Origin of the sequence: Pseudomonas sp. PB101 (assembly GCF_009764265.1) — a bacterium.
Classification (GTDB): Bacteria; Pseudomonadota; Gammaproteobacteria; order Pseudomonadales; family Pseudomonadaceae; genus Aquipseudomonas.
Genome location: NZ_RWIR01000079.1, coordinates 12,759 through 31,617, shown reverse-complemented (window position 1 = coordinate 31,617; position 18,859 = coordinate 12,759). Strand labels below are relative to the sequence as shown.

Sequence of the window (18,859 nt, the reverse complement as noted above, 5' to 3'; positions counted from 1 at the left end):
ACATGAATCCTGATATTCCTCTTCAACTTCTGGGCGGCATCACGGCACGGGAATTCCTGCGCGACTACTGGCAGAAAAAGCCGCTGTTGATCCGTCAGGCGATTCCTGATTTCGAAAGCCCGATCGACGCCGACGAACTGGCCGGCCTGGCGCTGGAAGAAGAAGTCGAATCGCGCCTGATCATCGAGAATGGCGAGCGTCCGTGGGAACTGCGTCGCGGCCCGTTCGCCGAAGATGAATTCAGCAAGCTGCCTGAGACTGACTGGACACTGCTGGTGCAAGCCGTGGATCAGTTCGTGCCGGAAGTCAGCGAACTGCTGGAAAACTTCCGTTTTCTGCCGAGCTGGCGCATCGACGACGTCATGATCAGCTACGCCGCGCCAGGTGGCAGCGTCGGTCCGCATTTCGACAACTACGACGTGTTCCTGCTGCAAGGCCACGGCAAGCGCAACTGGAAGATCGGCCAGATGTGCAACACCGAGAGCCCGATGCTGGCCCACGCCGACCTGCGCATCCTCGCCGAATTCGAAGCCACCGACGAATGGGTGCTGGAACCGGGCGACATGCTCTACCTCCCACCGCGCCTGGCCCATTGCGGCGTTGCCGTTGATGAGTGCATGACCTACTCGGTCGGTTTCCGCGCGCCGAGCGCCGCTGAAGTGCTGACCCACTTCACTGACTTCCTCAGCCAGTTCCTGTCGGACGAAGAACGCTACACCGACGCCGACGCCGTGCCGACCGCCGACCCTCACCAGATCCAGCGCGATGCACTCGACCGCCTGAAAGGCCTGCTGGCCGAGCACATGAGCGATGAGCGCCTGCTGCTGACCTGGTTCGGCCAGTTCATGACCGAACCACGCTACCCGGAGCTGGTAACAGGCCCGGAAGAAATCGCAGAAGACGATTTCATCAACGATCTGGAGCAAGGCGCGATCCTGATTCGCAACCCGAGCGCACGCCTGGCATGGTCGGAAGTCGATGACGACCTGCTGCTGTTCGCCAGCGGCCAGAGCCGTTATCTGCCGGGCAAACTGCGCGAACTGCTGAAGATGATCTGCGCTGCCGACGCGCTGCACGCCGACAACCTCGGTGAATGGCTGAAAGACGAAGACGGTCGCGGCCTGCTGTGCGAACTGGTCAAGCAAGGAAGCCTGGGGTTTGCCGATGAATAAGATTCACGTACGTGTCGCAGACTGGCAGAAGGACAACGCCGAGATCCGGCGCATTCGTGAAGCGGTGTTCGTCGCCGAGCAATCCGTTCCGCCAGAACTGGAATGGGATGCCGATGACATTGATGCAGTGCACTTCCTCGCTTACGAAGGCGACTTTCCAATCGGCACCGCGCGCCTACTGCCCGACGGGCACGTCGGCCGGGTCTCGGTACTCAAGGACTGGCGCGGCCTGAAAGTCGGCGATGCGCTGATGCAAGCCGTGATCGGTGAAGCCGAAGAGCGCGGACTCAAGCAGCAGATGCTCAGCGCTCAAGTGCAGGCCACGGCGTTCTATGAGCGCCTGGGCTTCAACATGGTCAGTGAGGAGTTCCTGGAAGCCGGGATTCCGCATGTGGACATGGTTCGTCATTCGGCTTAGGACCGGGTAGCACCTTTCGCGAGCAGGCTCGCTCCCACATTGGAGCTCTAATGGGCACAAATCCTGTGTTCACTGGAGATCCCCTGTGGGAGCGAGCCTGCTCGCGAAGAGGCCCGCAGGCACACCACAAAACGCCCCGCCATCTCTGATGCCGGGGCGTTTTGCCGTCTAGGATTCAACTACCGCCACAACAGGCCGACAAACTGGCAACATCAATACCTGTAGGAGCGAGTTTGCTCGCGAAGATCTTCAACGATGACACTGCAAGCCTGACACCCCGCGGCGCCCTCGCCTCCATCGCGAGCAGGCTCGCTCCTACACAACGGAGATAACGGATATGTCCCTACGCACCCTGCTCACCACCCTGCTGGTGACCTGCAGTTTTTCGGTCATGGCCGCCACCGAAATCGTGCCGCTGAAATACCGCACCAGCGCCGACATGCTGCCCGTCGCGCAGGATTTCATCGGCAAGGACGGTCAGGTCAGCGCCTACGGCAATCAACTCATCGTCAACGCCGATCAGCGCAAGATCGACGAACTTAAAGCCCTTCTTTCACAACTCGATACCGCACCCAAGCGCCTGCTGATCACCGTCGACACCAGCGACAACAACTTCCAGGGTGACCAGGGTTATTCGGTGAACGGCGCCAAGCCAAACCAGACCCGCATCATCAACTACAGCACCGACAGCCGCGATGGCGGCATCCAGCAAGTGCAGGCCAGCGAAGGCGCGCCGGCGCTGATCCAGGTGGGCCAGAGCGTGCCGCTGACCAGCTCGCAGACCGATTCCTACGGCGACCTGCGCAGCCAGACCGAATACCGCAACGTCACCCAGGGTTTCTACGTCACCGCAAACGTCACCGGCGACATCGTTCACCTGTCGATCAGCACCAACCGCGACCGCATGAGCCAGGAACGTCCCGATGTAGTGAACGTACAAAGCACCGACACAACCGTCACCGGCCACCTCGGTGAGTGGATCCTGCTGGCCGGGGTCAATGGCCAGACCCAGGCCGACAAACAGGGCCAGACCCGCAGCTACTCGACCCAGGGTCGCAACGACATGACTTTGCGGGTGAAAGTCGACACCCTGGACTAAACCACCGAAAACTGACCGGCGAGTCGTATTAGACCAAAGATGTAGTGCCTGAAAAAAAGCACTACAAAACGTTTGACGAGCCAAAAAAGCGAAGGCATGATGGCCTCGCTCCCGCTAATCAGGGGCCCTGGCAAGGGCCTTCGAGGCGATGTTCGCAACCTACCCCCGCGAACCGCTTCGTGTCTGTACCGCCCACAAGGTGTGTTTGACGAGGTTGTCGACTGGAACGAAGTTGTCCCGAGGGACGGAAGCGTAATTAGGTAACCCGGCACCACACTGATGTTCGTACCAAGGCCCACGACGCCCGAATGCGCCCGCAGTTCGCCTTTACCTGCTCACTTCCCCTCGAGCCCATCGTTCATCTTGTCGCCCTCCCCGCCGAATCCGACTTGACCATCAAAGCTTCTGGTCAGCGAGCGCAGGAATTTTCCACCGCAGAACAACTTTTCATAAAGACGCGACGAGGTTTATCTCCCATGGCACTGACACGCGAACAGCAAATTGCAGCCCTCGAAAAAGACTGGGCTGAAAACCCGCGCTGGAAAGGCGTGACACGCACTTACTCCGCTGCTGACGTCGTCCGCCTGCGTGGCTCGGTTCAACCAGAGCACACCTTTGCAAAAATGGGCGCCGAGAAGCTGTGGAACCTGGTTACCCAGGGTGCCAAGCCGGCCTTCCGTCCTGAAAAAGATTTCGTCAACTGCATGGGCGCCCTGACCGGCGGCCAGGCTGTGCAACAAGTCAAGGCCGGTATCCAGGCGATCTACCTGTCGGGCTGGCAAGTGGCTGCGGACAACAACTCCGCCGAATCGATGTACCCGGACCAGTCGCTGTACCCGGTGGACTCGGTTCCAACCGTGGTCAAGCGCATCAACAACTCGTTCCGTCGCGCCGACCAGATCCAGTGGAAAGCCGGCAAGAACCCAGGCGACGCTGGCTACATCGACTACTTCGCGCCGATCGTGGCTGACGCTGAAGCCGGTTTCGGCGGCGTACTGAACGCTTACGAGCTGATGAAGAGCATGATCGAAGCAGGCGCCGCCGGCGTTCACTTCGAAGACCAACTGGCTTCCGTGAAGAAATGCGGCCACATGGGCGGCAAGGTACTGGTTCCTACCCAGGAAGCCGTACAGAAGCTGACCGCTGCTCGCCTGGCTGCTGACGTCGCCGGTACTCCGACCATCATCCTGGCCCGTACCGACGCCAACGCCGCTGACCTGCTGACTTCGGACTGCGACCCGTACGACCAGCCATTCGTGACTGGCGAACGCACCCAGGAAGGTTTCTACAAGGTTCGCGCCGGTCTGGACCAGGCCATCGCTCGCGGCCTGGCTTACGCTCCATACGCCGACCTGATCTGGTGCGAAACCGCCAAGCCGGACCTGGACGAGGCTCGTCGCTTCGCTGAAGCGATCAAGAAGGAATACCCGGACCAACTGCTGTCGTACAACTGCTCGCCTTCCTTCAACTGGAAGAAAAACCTGGACGACGCGACCATCGCCAAGTTCCAGCGCGAACTGTCCGCCATGGGCTACAAGCACCAGTTCATCACCCTGGCCGGCATTCACAACATGTGGCACAGCATGTTCAACCTGGCGCACGACTACGCCCGCAACGACATGACTGCCTACGTGAAGCTGCAAGAGCAGGAATTCGCTGACGCCTCCAAGGGTTACACCTTCGTGGCGCACCAGCAGGAAGTGGGCACCGGCTACTTCGACGACATGACCACCGTGATCCAGGGTGGCTCGTCTTCGGTAACCGCACTGACCGGTTCGACCGAAGAAGAACAGTTCCACTGATCTGCTTCGACTGAGACATCAGCCGCTGCGGACCGAATAGAAAGCTAACCGCAGCGCTGCACATCTGACGCCCCGACTGGTTCGGGGCGTTTTTTTGCCCGGAATTCACCCCGCCCTTGTAGGAGCCGGCTTGCCGGCGAAGGCGTCTTTATGAGCGCTGCAAGCTTGAGGCCGTCTTCGCTGCGGTGCGGCGATCCGACAAGCCAGCTCCTACAAGGGGCGGCAGCGGAGTAAGCGATCGAGAATCAGATAACGAAGTTAACCAGTCGGTTGGGCACCACAATCATCCTGCTCGCGCCTTCGAGATAGCTGCGCAACACTGGATCAGCCAATGCCTGGATCCGTATTGCGTCGTGATCGGCATCAGCCTGGATCAGGATTTCCCCACGCAACTTGCCGTTGACTTGCACCATCATTCTTACTTCATTCTGTTTCAAGGCTTCATAGTCCGGCACAGGCCATGAACTGTCATAAATGTCGCCTGGGAACCCCAGTTCCGACCAGAGTGTCTGGGTGATATGCGGCGTCACGGGATTCAGGACTTGCAACAGGATCGCCATCCCCTCGCGGGCCACCTGGAGGCCGGCCGACCTGCCCCCCTCCAGCACCTTGAGCATCTTCATCGCACCCGACACTACTGTGTTGTATTGCATCCGCTCGTAATCGTTGTTGATCTGCCGTAGCAAGCGATGCATCTCAAAGCGCACGGTGGATTCGGCAACGTCCTCAACCCGATCGTCCCTGCTGTCCCGGGCCTGACTGTCACAGGCAAACGTCCATAGCCGGCGCAGGAAGCGATAAGCCCCCTCGACCCCACTGTCGCTCCAGATCGTGTCCTGGTCGGGAGGTCCCGCGAAAATGGTAAACAAACGGGCAGTGTCGGCGCCGAACCTGTCAATGATGTCCTTCGGCTCGACAACGTTGTTCTTCGACTTCGACATTTTTTCCACGCCGCCAATGATGACGGGCAAACCGTCCTCAAGCGCCGTAGCCTTCACCGGTCGACTTTTTTCATCGCACTCGACCGTCACCTGCGCCGGATAAAACCATCGCCGACTGCCATCATCCGCGTTTCGGTAATAACTTTCCCGCAACAGCATGCCTTGGGTGAACAGGTTCTTGAACGGTTCGCTGAACGTCACCAACCCTTCATCCCGCATAGCCCGGGTCCAGAACCTGGCGTACAGCAAATGCAGCACCGCGTGCTCGATACCGCCGATGTATTGATCGATGGGCATCCAGTATCGACTGCCAGGCCCGACCATCGCGGTATCACTGTCGGGATCGCAATAGCGCATGAAATACCAGCTCGAGTCGACGAAGGTGTCCAAGGTGTCCGTTTCCCGTAGCGCCGGAGCCGCACAGCGGGGGCAAGCCACATGGCGAAACCCGTCATGCGCCAGCAACGGGTTTGCGCTGCCGTCGGGAATGCATTCGGTTGGTAACACTACGGGTAGATCCGAGTAAGGCACCGGGACGTCGCCACAATGTTCACAAAGAATGATGGGGATAGGCGTCCCCCAGTAACGTTGCCGTGAAATCCCCCAATCGCGCAGGCGCCAAGTGGTGGTTTCCTCGCCCATCCCACGTTCAACCAACGCCACGACGATGGCCTGGGTGGCCTGTGCGACAGTCAGCCCATCGTAGACGCCGGAGTTGATAAGATGACCGTCCCGACTGGCATGGCTGTCTGACCAGACTTGAAAGTCATACACCTGATCGGCGCAAGCAATGACCTGCCGAACAGGCAATCCGTATTGATTGGCAAAGTCGAAGTCACGCTTATCGTGGGCAGGCACGGCCATCAAGGCGCCTTCACCATATTCGCTGAGCACGTAACTGGTAATCCAAAGGGCGACAGGCTCACCGGTCAACGGGTGCTCGACGTGCAAACCGCTGGGAACGCCGATCTTGACCTGGGCGCTGGAGGCCGGACCGGCCTCTGCCGCTTGACGACACGCCCGCACCTGCGACTCAAGGCTGGGATCAAGCTCCAGAGCACGCCTGGCAAGTGCATGCTCGGGAGAAATGGCACAGAAGGTCACCCCCATAAGCGTATCCACCCGGGTTGTGAACACCCACAGCTTGCCTGCATCGATCAGTTGCTCCGACGCATCCCGGATTCGGTGGGCAAATGCCAGACGAACACCGCTCGCCTTGTCGATCCAATTGCACTGCATGGCGCGCACCCTGTCGGGCCAGCCATCCAGTGTGTCGATGGCAGACAGCAACTCTTCGGCATATTGCGTGATACGCAGGTAGTACCCGGGAATTTCCCGCTTCTCGACCAGCGCCCCCGAGCGCCAGCCTCGACCGTCGATCACTTGCTCATTGGCCAGCACCGTTTGGTCGACAGGATCCCAGTTGACTATCTGGGTTTTCTTGTAGGCCACGCCCTTTTCCAGCAGCTTGAGGAAGAACCACTGACTCCATTTGTAATACTGTGGGTCGCAGGTGGCGATCTCGCGCGACCAATCGAAGGCCAGTCCCAGCGGCTGCATTTGCGCCTTCATGTCCGCAATGTTCAGCCGTGTCCACTCGGCGGGAGAAACACCCGACTGCATGGCCGCATTCTCTGCCGGCAAACCGAAAGCGTCCCAGCCCATCGGCATTAGCACATTGAATCCCTTCATGCGCAAATGACGGGCCAACATGTCGTTGATCGTATAGTTGCGTACGTGCCCCATGTGCAACTTACCCGAGGGATAAGGGAGCATGGAGCAGGCATAAAACTTGGGCCGACTGTCATCTTCGACCGCCCTGAATACATTACCTAGAAGCCATTTGGCCTGCGCCGTACTTTCAACCCAGGCTGGATCATACTGCGGTCGCATAGAGGTTCCTTGACATTGCTGGAGCTGAACGACAAATGATTCGCTCGGCTCACACTCCTTTAAAAGTTGCCGGTCTAATGCTTCAATTCCTGTCCGGCGATGGAACACGGGGCGCTGCAGCCATCCTGGCCGCAACCAAAAGACAGCCGCCTCCAAACAGGATGCCCACCAGCCCGTAGAGACTCCAGCTCAGTTGGAAACCGACCCCGGCGATCAACGAGGCGCCCAGCCCTACGGATACCATCCTCGCCCCCGCCAGCACGGTCGGAATAAGAGAAAAAAGACTGGCCTGGGTTTGCAATGTGGTTTTCTGAGAAATCAACGCAGTGATGTAGGTAATGCCGAGAATCTCACCCAACGTCCAGAAGAAAACAAACGACAGGATCAGTATCATCTGCTCGAAAAAGGCGTAGGCGCCAAATCCGATACCGTAAAAAACCGCAGCCATGGACAGATTGGTAAGCGCCCCGAAACGCGACGTCAACGCTATCAATGGTTGCGTCAACAAGATCACCAGCAAGGCATTGACGATACCGACAGCACCGAACAAGCTGGCGGCCTTACCCGCCGTCACCATGTCAAGCCATAGAGGCAGCTGATATTCACGCTGTGCATCCAGCACCGACAACGCAAAGAACATGGCGCCCGCAACGATCACGATCCTTGGCACGTCGACCATCGTGCCGAGGGAAGCCCTTCTGGCCTCAGGCACAGCGCTCGGGCGCTCCGGCAGTGCCAGAACGACACTCGCCAAAAAGCACAACACACTCACGACCATCGCAAAAAGCATCAGGTAGTGACTGTCGAGGCCGAGCAAATACCCACCTATCACGAACAGCAGCGCGCCCCCCAGATTGCTGGCCAGGTGTAAATAGCCAAAGGAGGCGATGCGGTTGCCTTCATCCGCCGCCAAGGACGTGAGGACACTGAATACCGGCGTGATCAGACCCGCGCACAGCATGAACAACAACACCATAGCAATGGAGGCGATCGATGAGCTGGACACGGCAGCGAACAACAAAAACACCGATGAACAGGACGAGGTACTGATCAAAAGCGCCCGGAAGGAATAACGACCGACGAGCGCCCCGCCTAACAGATTGCCCACCAGATAGAACGCCGACATCAGCGTGATCACCAAGGCCACCGCCGAACTGTCGAGCTGGTAATGACGTTGAAAAAACAAGGCCGCAAAAGGCCCCAAGGCATTTGCCATGACGAACAGCAACCGGAGCAAAACGATATTGCGCATCTCAGCCGCCAGGCCAATCCTTTTCAGCGGGTGACGTCCTTTCATCCATTGCGTCCTGAGTTTTAAACATCCTGTCAGCAAGCGTTACCGAACCGCTGTTTTGTGACATCACTCCTGCAACAAGCATTGCCGCTTCCGCGCAATATCGCTTTTAGGAATGTTTTGAAGTCCGACTGAACAGGAACGGCCACTCGCAACATGTTGCGGGGCAGGCCGAAGCTGTGGGGTACTGCGAACAGTCGCTTCACGGCAACGATGCATTCTGGCAATTAATGGCGCATCGATGACGACCAAATAAACGGCGATGATCCCTTCGGCCCGGGCCAATTGTTCATCCGATAGCAGAGAGGCGCACATGACGTCTCTCTAGAATCAAGATACAGACCAGCACCAATTTCAATGCCTCCTCTCTAGCCACCGAATTTACCTAACGGCAGCCCACTATCAACCCCACAGAACCAGCTTCATCAACACTTTAAGAAAGGTCGCTCTTTTTAAAATGAATGATCCGTAGGAGTTTTCCGAAAACCGACCAAAAACCTCCAAAACACAACAGATAGCAGAGCCCGAGCCATCCTCCTGGCATCTGATGAATCAGCACGGATGATCGGTGCCGATTTGGTAATTGACGGGGGGCACAGCTGCATTTAGAGACACCGGGAAGTCGCGGCGGGCGTACGCAATTTATTTCTATTGGGATGAGGCATTGCCCGGTCTTGGCCAGCCGCCGCTGATCTTACTTGGGTTTGGCGCATGAGACATTCGCCGCTTCACCCAACGAACCAAACCGCAATCTCGGGACATCGGTGCTTATGTAGCCCTTAGTGACTGGGTTACACCTTCGTGGCTCACCAGCAGGAAGTGGGCACCGGCTACTTCGACGACATGACCACCGTGATCCAGGGTGGCTCGTCTTCGGTAACCGCACTGACCGGTTCGACTGAAGAAGAACAGTTCCACTGATCTGCTTCGCCTGAGACATCAGCCGTTGCGGGCCGAATAGAAAGCTAACCGCAGCGCTGCACATCTGACGCCCCGACTGGTTCGGGGCGTTTTTTTTGCGCGCGATTCAACAAACACCGCCCCTCCCCTGTAGGAGCGAGCCTGCTCGCGATTAACTCCAGGACACCGCTGGGTGTCAGGCTGCCAGCGTCATCGTTGACGACCATCGCGAGCAGGCTCGCTCCTACAGGAGATGATGGCGGCCCGGAAAAACATTGATCCAGAGCGCTATCGCCCTCAGAAAAATCCGCTAAAACGCACCCCGCCGCTACTTGCAGTAACGCCCATATAAGACAACTTCCCAACTCGCCACCGGGTAAACAGTTTAAAAACCAAGCCAAACAATATTGATTATCATTTAGCTGTAACTATGTTCGTTACATTCCCTACAAAACATAATTGGCGAAATGCCGGCTAATGCCCAAGGGGCAAGGCCTGCGGGAGTTTTCAAGCGCGCTATGTCCTTATTCCTATAATAAATTTCGCTATAGGAATTTTACTTGCCGGGTGTTTAGCCATAAAATCAGCGGGATTGATTGCTGCGACATATCGTCACTGCTTTTGTTTCTTTTCAAGCTCAGAGACCTTTGCTCTCTGTTAAGGATTACCAGCATGCCCGAAGCGACAGGACTCATGGCCCATAACTGGGGCTTTGCCATTTTCCTTCTAGGCGTCGTCGGCCTCTGTGCCTTCATGCTGGGCGTTTCCAGCCTCCTCGGGTCAAAAGCCTGGGGCCGCAGCAAAAACGAACCGTTCGAGTCCGGCATGCTACCTACAGGTGGCGCCCGCTTGCGGCTCTCAGCCAAATTCTATCTGGTCGCGATGCTCTTCGTGATCTTCGATATCGAAGCCCTCTTTCTCTTTGCATGGTCTGTGTCCGTCCGCGAAAGCGGCTGGACCGGATTCGTCGAAGCTCTCGTTTTCATAGCAATTCTGTTGGCAGGCCTTGTCTACCTATTCCGAGTGGGCGCCCTTGACTGGGCTCCGGAAGCTCGGCGCAAGCGGCAAGCGAAGCTGAAACAATGAGGCTTTGGCAATGCAATACAATCTCACCAGGATCGACCCCGATGCTCCTAACGAGCAGTATCCGATTGGCCAGCGGGAAACCGTTTCCGATCCGTTAGAAGATCAAGTCCACAAAAACATTTTCATGGGCAAGCTCGAAGACGTGCTTAACGGCACGATCAACTGGGGGCGCAAGAACTCCCTGTGGCCGTATAACTTCGGTCTTTCGTGCTGCTACGTGGAAATGACCACCGCCTTCACGGCGCCCCACGACATCGCGCGCTTTGGCGCCGAGGTTATCCGGGCATCGCCGCGTCAGGCGGATTTCATGGTTATCGCCGGTACCTGCTTCATCAAGATGGCGCCGATCATTCAGCGTCTCTACGAGCAAATGCTCGAACCTAAATGGGTCATTTCCATGGGTTCGTGCGCCAACTCCGGTGGCATGTACGACATCTACTCCGTCGTTCAAGGGGTGGACAAGTTCCTGCCCGTGGACGTCTACGTGCCTGGCTGCCCGCCCCGTCCTGAAGCTTTCCTGCAAGGCCTGATGCTGTTGCAGGAATCGATTGGACAGGAGCGTCGTCCGCTTTCCTGGGTCGTTGGTGATCAAGGCGTATACCGCGCCGAGATGCCTTCCGAGAAGGAAAAGCGCCGCGAACAGCGAATCGCAGTCACCAACCTGCGCAGCCCCGACGAAGTCTGATCCAGATCTGCTTCTTTAATAGAACGTGACACTGGCTTCATTCTTTACGTTGACCGAAAGCGATAAATAACCATGACTACAGGCAGTGCTCTGTACATCCCGCCTTACAAGGCAGACGACCAGGATGTGGTCGTCGAACTGAACAACCGTTTTGGCCCCGAGGCGTTCACCGCCCAGGCTACCCGCACCGGCATGCCGGTGCTTTGGGTTGCCCGCGCCAAACTCGTCGAAGTCCTGACTTTCCTGCGCAACCTGCCCAAGCCGTACGTCATGCTCTATGACCTGCACGGCGTGGACGAGCGTCTGCGCACCAAGCGTCAAGGGCTGCCAAGCGGCGTCGACTTCTCCGTGTTCTATCACCTGATGTCGATCGAACGTAATAGTGACGTAATGATCAAGGTCGCCTTGTCCGAAAGCGACCTCAGCCTGCCGACCGTCACCAGCATCTGGCCGAACGCCAACTGGTACGAGCGTGAAGTCTGGGACATGTTCGGCATCGACTTCAAAGGCCACCCGCACCTGTCGCGCATCATGATGCCGCCGACCTGGGAAGGTCACCCGCTGCGCAAGGACTTCCCGGCGCGTGCCACCGAGTTCGACCCGTTCACCCTGAACCTGGCCAAGCAGCAGCTCGAGGAAGAGTCCGCGCGCTTCAAGCCGGAAGACTGGGGCATGAAGCGTTCCGGCCCGAACGAGGACTACATGTTCCTCAACCTCGGCCCGAACCACCCGTCCGCGCACGGTGCGTTCCGCATCATCCTGCAGCTGGACGGTGAAGAGATCGTCGATTGCGTACCGGACGTCGGTTACCACCACCGTGGTGCCGAGAAGATGGCCGAGCGTCAGTCCTGGCACAGCTTCATCCCGTACACCGACCGTATCGACTACCTCGGCGGCGTGATGAACAACCTGCCATACGTGCTCTCGGTCGAGAAGCTGGCCGGCATCAAGGTGCCCGAGAAGGTCGACGTCATCCGCATCATGATGGCCGAGTTCTTCCGGATCACCAGCCACCTGCTGTTCCTGGGTACCTACATCCAGGACGTCGGCGCCATGACCCCGGTGTTCTTCACCTTCACCGACCGCCAGCGTGCGTACACGGTGATCGAAGCCATTACCGGTTTCCGTCTGCACCCGGCCTGGTACCGCATCGGTGGCGTCGCCCACGACCTGCCGCGCGGCTGGGAAAAACTGGTCAAGGACTTCGTCGAGTGGATGCCCAAGCGTCTGGACGAATACCAGAAAGCCGCACTGGACAACAGCATCCTGCGTGGCCGCACCATCGGCGTCGCCGACTACAACACCAAAGAGGCCCTGGAATGGGGCGTCACCGGTGCCGGCCTGCGTTCGACCGGTTGCGATTTCGACCTGCGTAAAGCGCGTCCGTACTCGGGTTACGAGAACTTCGAATTCGAAGTGCCGCTGGCCGCCAATGGCGATGCCTACGACCGCTGCATCGTGCGTGTCGAGGAGATGCGCCAGAGCATCAGGATCATCGACCAGTGCCTGCGCAACATGCCGGAAGGCCCGTACAAGGCGGATCACCCGCTGACCACGCCGCCACCGAAAGAGCGCACCCTGCAGCACATCGAAACCTTGATCACGCACTTCCTGCAAGTTTCGTGGGGCCCGGTCATGCCGGCCAACGAATCCTTCCAGATGATCGAAGCGACCAAGGGCATCAACAGTTATTACCTGACGAGCGATGGCGGCACCATGAGCTACCGCACCCGGATTCGCACCCCAAGCTTCCCGCACCTGCAGCAGATCCCTTCGGTGATCAAAGGCAGCATGGTCGCGGACTTGATCGCGTACCTGGGTAGTATCGATTTCGTTATGGCCGACGTGGACCGCTAAGCATGAACAGCACGCTTATCCAGACAGACCGTTTCACCTTGAGTGAATCCGAGCGCTCGGCCATCGAGCACGAGCTGCATCACTACGAAGACCCGCGCGCGGCGTCGATCGAAGCCCTGAAGATCGTCCAGAAGGAACGTGGCTGGGTGCCGGACGGCGCCTTGTACGCCATCGGCGAGATCCTCGGCATCCCTGCCAGCGACGTTGAAGGTGTGGCCACTTTCTATAGCCAGATCTTCCGCCAGCCGGTCGGCCGCCACATCATTCGCGTCTGCGACAGCATGGTCTGCTACATCGGCGGCCACGAGTCGGTGGTCAGCGAAATCCAGAACAAGCTGGGCATCGGCCTGGGTCAGACCACCACCGACGGTCGTTTCACCCTGCTGCCGGTCTGCTGCCTCGGCAACTGCGACAAGGCGCCGGCGTTGATGATCGATGACGACACTTTCGGTGATGTGCAGCCCGCAGGCGTTGCCAAATTGCTCGAGGGCTACGTATGACCCTGACTTCTTTCGGTCCAGCCAACCGCATCAAGCGTTCGGCCGAGACTCACCCGCTCACCTGGCGTCTGCGTGACGACGGCGAAGCCGTATGGCTCGACGAGTACCAGGCCAAGAACGGGTACGCCGCTGCGCGCAAGGCCTTCGCCGACATGGCTCAGGACGACATCGTCCAGACCGTGAAAGACGCCGGCCTTAAAGGTCGCGGCGGTGCAGGCTTCCCCACTGGCGTGAAGTGGGGCCTGATGCCCAAGGACGAATCCATCAACATCCGTTACCTGCTGTGCAATGCGGATGAAATGGAACCGAACACCTGGAAAGACCGCATGCTGATGGAGCAACTGCCCCATCTGCTGATCGAAGGCATGCTGATCAGTGCCCGCGCGCTGAAAACCTACCGTGGCTACATCTTCCTGCGTGGCGAATACACCACCGCCGCCAAGCACCTCAACCGTGCCGTGGAAGAAGCCAAGGCAGCGGGCCTGCTGGGCAAGAACATCCTGGGCAGCGGCTTCGATTTCGAGCTGTTCGTCCACACCGGCGCCGGGCGTTACATCTGCGGTGAAGAAACCGCATTGATCAACTCCCTCGAAGGCCGCCGCGCCAACCCGCGCTCCAAGCCGCCCTTCCCTGCCGCCGTTGGCGTGTGGGGCAAGCCGACTTGCGTGAACAACGTCGAGACCCTGTGCAACGTGCCGGCGATCATCGCCGACGGCGTGGACTGGTACAAATCGTTGGCTCGCGAAGGCAGCGAAGACATGGGCACAAAGCTCATGGGCTTCTCCGGCAAGGTCAAGAACCCTGGCCTGTGGGAACTGCCGTTCGGCGTCACCGGTCGCGAGCTGTTCGAAGACTACGCCGGCGGCATGCGCGACGGTTACAAGCTCAAGGCCTGGCAGCCAGGCGGCGCCGGTACCGGTTTCCTGTTGCCGGAACACCTGGACGCACAAATGTACGCCGGCGGCATCGCCAAGGTGGGCACCCGTATGGGTACCGGCCTGGCCATGGCGGTGGACGACAGCGTCAACATGGTGTCCCTGCTGCGCAACATGGAGCAGTTCTTCGCCCGTGAATCCTGCGGTTTCTGCACCCCGTGCCGCGATGGCTTGCCATGGAGCGTCAAGCTCCTGATGGCCATCGAGAACGGCCAGGGCCAGCCAGGCGACATCGAGACCCTGCTGGGTCTGGTCGGTTTCCTCGGCCCGGGCAAGACCTTCTGTGCTCACGCACCGGGCGCCGTGGAGCCGTTGGGCAGCGCAATCAAATACTTCCGTCCAGAGTTCGAAGCCGGTATCGCGCCTGTCAGCGCCGCCGTCCCGCCTCTGGCAAGGCCGATCGTAGTCGGCGCGTAAACGCTTAAAAAAGCGAAGGGTCCGTGCCCTTCGCTTTTCGTGTGATGACGCCTTTAACGGCTGTGTTGATTCACGCGGATAACAAGATTCCATTAGCCACGCCCGCTGACACCGGGCCAACGAAGAACTTTGAACCATGGCCACTATCCACGTAGACGGCAAAGAGCTCGAAGTCGATGGGGCAGACAACCTGTTACAGGCATGTCTGTCGCTAGGCCTCGATATCCCTTATTTCTGCTGGCACCCTGCCCTGGGCAGCGTTGGCGCTTGCCGCCAGTGCGCGGTCAAGCAGTACACCGACGAGAACGACACCCGTGGTCGCATCGTCATGTCCTGCATGACGCCTGCCACCGACGGCACCTGGATCTCCATCGAAGATGAAGAATCCAAGGCATTCCGCGCCAGCGTTGTTGAATGGTTGATGACCAACCACCCTCACGACTGCCCGGTCTGTGAAGAAGGCGGTCACTGCCACCTGCAAGACATGACGGTAATGACCGGCCACAACGAGCGCCGTTACCGCTTCACCAAGCGTACTCACCAGAACCAGCAACTGGGCCCGTTCATTTCCCACGAAATGAACCGCTGCATCGCTTGCTACCGCTGCGTGCGCTTCTATAAGGATTACGCCGGCGGCACCGACCTCGGTGTATTCGGCGCCCACGACAACGTGTACTTCGGTCGCGTTGAAGACGGCACCCTGGAAAGCGAGTTCTCCGGCAACCTCACCGAGGTCTGCCCGACCGGTGTGTTCACCGACAAGACTCACTCCGAGCGCTACAACCGCAAGTGGGACATGCAGTTCTCGCCGAGCATCTGCCATGGCTGCTCCAGCGGTTGCAACATCTCCCCGGGCGAGCGCTACGGCGAACTGCGTCGCATCGAAAACCGTTTCAACGGTTCGGTGAACCAGTACTTCCTGTGCGACCGCGGCCGTTTCGGCTATGGCTACGTCAACCGCGAAGACCGTCCGCGTCAGCCGTTGCTGGCCAATGGCACCAAGCTGAGCCTCGACGAAGCGCTGGATAAAGCCGCCGACCTGCTGCGCGGTCGCAACATCGTCGGTATCGGTTCGCCTCGCGCCAGCCTCGAAAGCAACTACGCGTTGCGCGAGCTGGTCGGTGCCGAGCACTTCTACTCGGGTATCGAAGCTGCCGAGCTGGAGCGCATCCGTCTGGTCCTGCAGGTGCTCAAAGACAGTCCGCTGCCAGTGCCGAACATGCGCGACATCGAAGACCACGACGCCGTGTTCGTCCTCGGTGAAGACCTGACCCAGACTGCTGCGCGCATGGCCCTGTCCCTGCGTCAATCGGTCAAGGGCAAGGCCGAAGACATGGCCGACGCCATGCGCGTCCAGCCTTGGCTCGACGCCGCCGTGAAGAACATCGGTCAGCACGCGCTGAACCCGCTGTTCATCGCCAGCCTGGCTGAAACCAAGCTCGACGACATCGCCGAAGAGTGCGTTCACGCCGCGCCAGACGACCTGGCCCGCATCGGTTTCGCCGTGGCTCACGCCCTCGACGCCAGCGCACCGGCCGTTGAAGGCCTGGACGCTGAAGCCCTCGAACTGGCCAAGCGCATTGCCGATGCCCTGCTCGCGGCCAAGCGCCCGCTGATCATCGCCGGTACTTCCCTGGGCTCCAAAGCCTTGATCGAAGCCGCCGCGAACATCGCCAAAGCCTTGAAGCTGCGCGAGAAGAACGGTTCCATCAGCCTGATCGTGCCAGAGGCCAACAGCCTCGGCCTGGCCATGCTCGGTGGCGAATCGGTCGACGCCGCGCTGCAAGCCGTGATCGATGGCAAGGCCGACGCTATCGTCGTGCTGGAAAACGATCTGTACACCCGTACCGACAAGGCCAAGGTCGATGCTGCCCTGACCGCCGCCAAAGTGCTGATCGTCGCCGACCATCAGAAGACCGCCACCAGCGATCGCGCGCACCTGGTCCTGCCAGCCGCCAGCTTCGCTGAAGGCGACGGTACCCTGGTCAGCCAGGAAGGCCGCGCCCAGCGCTTCTTCCAGGTCTTCGATCCGAAGTACATGGACGCGAGCATCCTGGTTCACGAAGGCTGGCGCTGGCTGCATGCCCTGCGCGCGACCCTGCTGAACCAGCCGATCGACTGGACCCAACTGGACCACGTCACCGCTGCCGTCGCTTCCAGCACTTCGATCCTGAACCGCATCGTCGACGCCGCACCGTCCGCCGCGTTCCGCATCAAGGGCATGAAACTGGCCCGTGAACCGCTGCGTTACTCCGGTCGTACCGCCATGCGCGCCGACATCAGCGTGCACGAACCGCGTACCCCGCAGGACAAGGACACCGCGTTCGCCTTCTCGATGGAAGGTTACTCGGGTTCGGTTGAACCGCGTCAGCAAGTGCCATTCGCCTGGTCTCCGGGCTGGAACTCGCCGCAAGCCTGGAACAAGTTCCAGGACGAAGTTGGCGGTCACATCCGTGCTGGCGACCCGGGCACCCGCCTGATCGAGAGCACCGGTGACTCGCTGAACTGGTTCGCCAGCGCTCCGCGTGCGTTCAACCCGGCGCCAGGTACCTGGCAGGCCGTGCCGTTCTACCACCTGCTCGGCAGCGAAGAGAACTCTTCGAAAGCCGCTCCGGTTCAGGAACGCATTCCGGCTGCCTACGTTGCCCTGGCCAAGTCCGAAGCCGATCGCCTCGGTGTCAACGACGGCGCCATGCTGAGCCTGAACGTGGCCGGCCAGACCCTGCGTCTGCCGCTGCGCATCAATGAAGAGCTGGGCGCAGGCCTGGTGGCATTGCCTGCGGGCATCGCCGGCATTCCGCCAGCAATCTTTGGCAAATCCGTTGACGGTCTGCAGGAGGCAGCTCAATGACCTGGTTCACTCCTGAAGTGATCGATGTGATCATCGCGGTCCTCAAGGCCGTGGTGATTCTGCTCGCCGTGGTGGTCTGCGGCGCCCTGCTCAGCTGGGTCGAGCGTCGTTTGCTCGCCCTCTGGCAGGACCGTTACGGTCCGAACCGCGTGGGTCCGTTCGGCGCGTTCCAGATCGCCGCCGACATGATCAAGATGTTCTTCAAGGAAGACTGGACGCCTCCATTCGCCGACAAGATGATCTTCACCCTGGCACCGGTAGTCGCCATGAGCGCCCTGCTGATTGCCTTCGCGATCATCCCGATCACCCCGACCTGGGGTGTGGCGGACCTGAACATCGGCATCCTGTTCTTCTTCGCCATGGCCGGTCTGTCGGTCTACGCGGTGCTGTTCGCCGGCTGGTCGAGCAACAACAAGTTCGCCCTGCTGGGCAGCTTGCGGGCCTCGGCGCAGACCGTGTCGTACGAAGTGTTCATGGGCCTGTCGCTGATGGGCATCGTGATCCAGGTCGGCTCGTTCAACATGCGCGACATCGTCGACTACCAGGCGCAGAACCTGTGGTTCATCATTCCACAGATCTTCGGTTTCCTGACCTTCTTCATCGCTGGCGTGGCCGTGACTCACCGTCACCCGTTCGACCAGCCGGAAGCGGAACAGGAACTGGCCGACGGTTACCACATTGAATACGCCGGCATGAAATGGGGCATGTTCTTCGTCGGCGAGTACATCGGCATCGTGCTGATCTCGGCGCTGCTGGTGACCTTGTTCTTCGGTGGCTGGCACGGTCCGTTCGGCATCCTGCCGCAGATCCCGTTCATCTGGTTCGCACTGAAAACCGCGTTCTTCATCATGCTGTTCATCCTGCTGCGCGCATCGATCCCGCGCCCACGGTATGACCAGGTGATGGATTTCAGCTGGAAGTTCTGCCTGCCGCTGACCCTCGTCAACATGCTGGTGACCGCTGCGATCGTGTTGCTCAACACGCCCGCCGTCGCGGCTCAGTGAGGATA

The 18,859-nt window shown here is 59.4% G+C and carries 13 protein-coding genes; 11 read left to right on the top strand and 2 right to left on the bottom strand.

What is annotated here, in order from left to right; all coding sequences use genetic code 11:
* Positions 1-2 precede the first annotated feature (2 nt).
* From EI969_RS24360 to aceA, 4 genes are all read left to right on the top strand, one after another.
* On the top strand, positions 3-1,172 hold the full coding sequence (locus tag EI969_RS24360) for a cupin domain-containing protein (protein WP_160390016.1): 1,170 nt from the start codon (positions 3-5) through the stop codon (positions 1,170-1,172).
* Positions 1,165-1,590, top strand: coding sequence for a GNAT family N-acetyltransferase (locus tag EI969_RS24355; RefSeq protein WP_160390015.1), 426 nt, complete (start codon positions 1,165-1,167; stop codon positions 1,588-1,590). The genes EI969_RS24360 and EI969_RS24355 overlap by 8 nt, the downstream gene beginning before the upstream one ends.
* A gap of 337 nt (positions 1,591-1,927) precedes the next feature.
* Complete coding sequence (locus EI969_RS24350; RefSeq protein WP_160390014.1) at positions 1,928-2,689, top strand: secretin N-terminal domain-containing protein; 762 nt, start codon at positions 1,928-1,930, stop codon at positions 2,687-2,689.
* A gap of 476 nt (positions 2,690-3,165) precedes the next feature.
* Positions 3,166-4,491, top strand: coding sequence for an isocitrate lyase (gene aceA / locus EI969_RS24345; RefSeq protein WP_110662143.1), 1,326 nt, complete (start codon positions 3,166-3,168; stop codon positions 4,489-4,491).
* Positions 4,492-4,736: 245 nt separating this feature from the next.
* On the opposite strand, the gene leuS is transcribed toward aceA, so the two are convergent.
* Positions 4,737-7,325, bottom strand: a complete 2,589-nt coding sequence (leuS, locus tag EI969_RS24340; RefSeq protein WP_160390013.1) for a leucine--tRNA ligase — start codon at positions 7,323-7,325, stop codon at positions 4,737-4,739.
* 82 nt (positions 7,326-7,407) lie between these two features.
* Positions 7,408-8,622, bottom strand: a complete 1,215-nt coding sequence (locus EI969_RS24335) for an MFS transporter (RefSeq protein ID WP_160390012.1) — start codon at positions 8,620-8,622, stop codon at positions 7,408-7,410.
* Between the two features lie 1,569 nt (positions 8,623-10,191).
* Between EI969_RS24335 and EI969_RS24325 the strand changes: the two genes are divergently transcribed.
* The 7 genes from EI969_RS24325 (at position 10,192) to nuoH (ending at position 18,854) form a co-directional block, all read left to right on the top strand.
* Positions 10,192-10,605, top strand: coding sequence for an NADH-quinone oxidoreductase subunit A (locus tag EI969_RS24325; protein WP_003223812.1), 414 nt, complete (start codon positions 10,192-10,194; stop codon positions 10,603-10,605).
* A 10-nt stretch (positions 10,606-10,615) separates the two neighbouring features.
* A complete protein-coding gene (locus tag EI969_RS24320; RefSeq protein ID WP_046037844.1) occupies positions 10,616-11,290 on the top strand; it encodes an NADH-quinone oxidoreductase subunit B family protein in 675 nt (224 codons plus the stop codon).
* Positions 11,291-11,362: 72 nt separating this feature from the next.
* Positions 11,363-13,147 (top strand): NADH-quinone oxidoreductase subunit C/D, encoded by a 1,785-nt coding sequence (gene nuoC / locus EI969_RS24315; protein WP_110659245.1) that lies wholly within the window; start codon positions 11,363-11,365, stop codon positions 13,145-13,147.
* Between the two features lie 2 nt (positions 13,148-13,149).
* A complete protein-coding gene (gene nuoE, locus EI969_RS24310) occupies positions 13,150-13,647 on the top strand; it encodes an NADH-quinone oxidoreductase subunit NuoE (protein ID WP_160390011.1) in 498 nt (165 codons plus the stop codon).
* Positions 13,644-14,999, top strand: a complete 1,356-nt coding sequence (gene nuoF / locus EI969_RS24305; RefSeq protein ID WP_160390010.1) for an NADH-quinone oxidoreductase subunit NuoF — start codon at positions 13,644-13,646, stop codon at positions 14,997-14,999. The genes nuoE and nuoF overlap by 4 nt, the downstream gene beginning before the upstream one ends.
* Positions 15,000-15,135: 136 nt before the next feature.
* Positions 15,136-17,850, top strand: a complete 2,715-nt coding sequence (nuoG, locus tag EI969_RS24300; RefSeq protein ID WP_160390009.1) for an NADH-quinone oxidoreductase subunit NuoG — start codon at positions 15,136-15,138, stop codon at positions 17,848-17,850.
* Positions 17,847-18,854: an NADH-quinone oxidoreductase subunit NuoH gene (nuoH, locus tag EI969_RS24295; protein ID WP_160390008.1), complete on the top strand. Its 1,008-nt coding sequence runs from the start codon at positions 17,847-17,849 to the stop codon at positions 18,852-18,854. The genes nuoG and nuoH overlap by 4 nt, the downstream gene beginning before the upstream one ends.
* Positions 18,855-18,859 lie beyond the last annotated feature (5 nt).

Bases quoted from the DNA above. Each gene is read 5' to 3' on its own strand.
- EI969_RS24360 (WP_160390016.1), top strand. From the start codon at position 3: ATGAATCCTGATATTCCTCTTCAACTTCTGGGCGGCATCACGGCACGG.
- EI969_RS24355 (WP_160390015.1), top strand. From the start codon at position 1,165: ATGAATAAGATTCACGTACGTGTCGCAGACTGGCAGAAGGACAACGCC.
- EI969_RS24350 (WP_160390014.1), top strand. From the start codon at position 1,928: ATGTCCCTACGCACCCTGCTCACCACCCTGCTGGTGACCTGCAGTTTT.
- aceA (WP_110662143.1), top strand. From the start codon at position 3,166: ATGGCACTGACACGCGAACAGCAAATTGCAGCCCTCGAAAAAGACTGG.
- leuS (WP_160390013.1), bottom strand. From the start codon at position 7,325: ATGCGACCGCAGTATGATCCAGCCTGGGTTGAAAGTACGGCGCAGGCC.
- EI969_RS24335 (WP_160390012.1), bottom strand. From the start codon at position 8,622: ATGAAAGGACGTCACCCGCTGAAAAGGATTGGCCTGGCGGCTGAGATG.
- EI969_RS24325 (WP_003223812.1), top strand. From the start codon at position 10,192: ATGCCCGAAGCGACAGGACTCATGGCCCATAACTGGGGCTTTGCCATT.
- EI969_RS24320 (WP_046037844.1), top strand. From the start codon at position 10,616: ATGCAATACAATCTCACCAGGATCGACCCCGATGCTCCTAACGAGCAG.
- nuoC (WP_110659245.1), top strand. From the start codon at position 11,363: ATGACTACAGGCAGTGCTCTGTACATCCCGCCTTACAAGGCAGACGAC.
- nuoE (WP_160390011.1), top strand. From the start codon at position 13,150: ATGAACAGCACGCTTATCCAGACAGACCGTTTCACCTTGAGTGAATCC.
- nuoF (WP_160390010.1), top strand. From the start codon at position 13,644: ATGACCCTGACTTCTTTCGGTCCAGCCAACCGCATCAAGCGTTCGGCC.
- nuoG (WP_160390009.1), top strand. From the start codon at position 15,136: ATGGCCACTATCCACGTAGACGGCAAAGAGCTCGAAGTCGATGGGGCA.
- nuoH (WP_160390008.1), top strand. From the start codon at position 17,847: ATGACCTGGTTCACTCCTGAAGTGATCGATGTGATCATCGCGGTCCTC.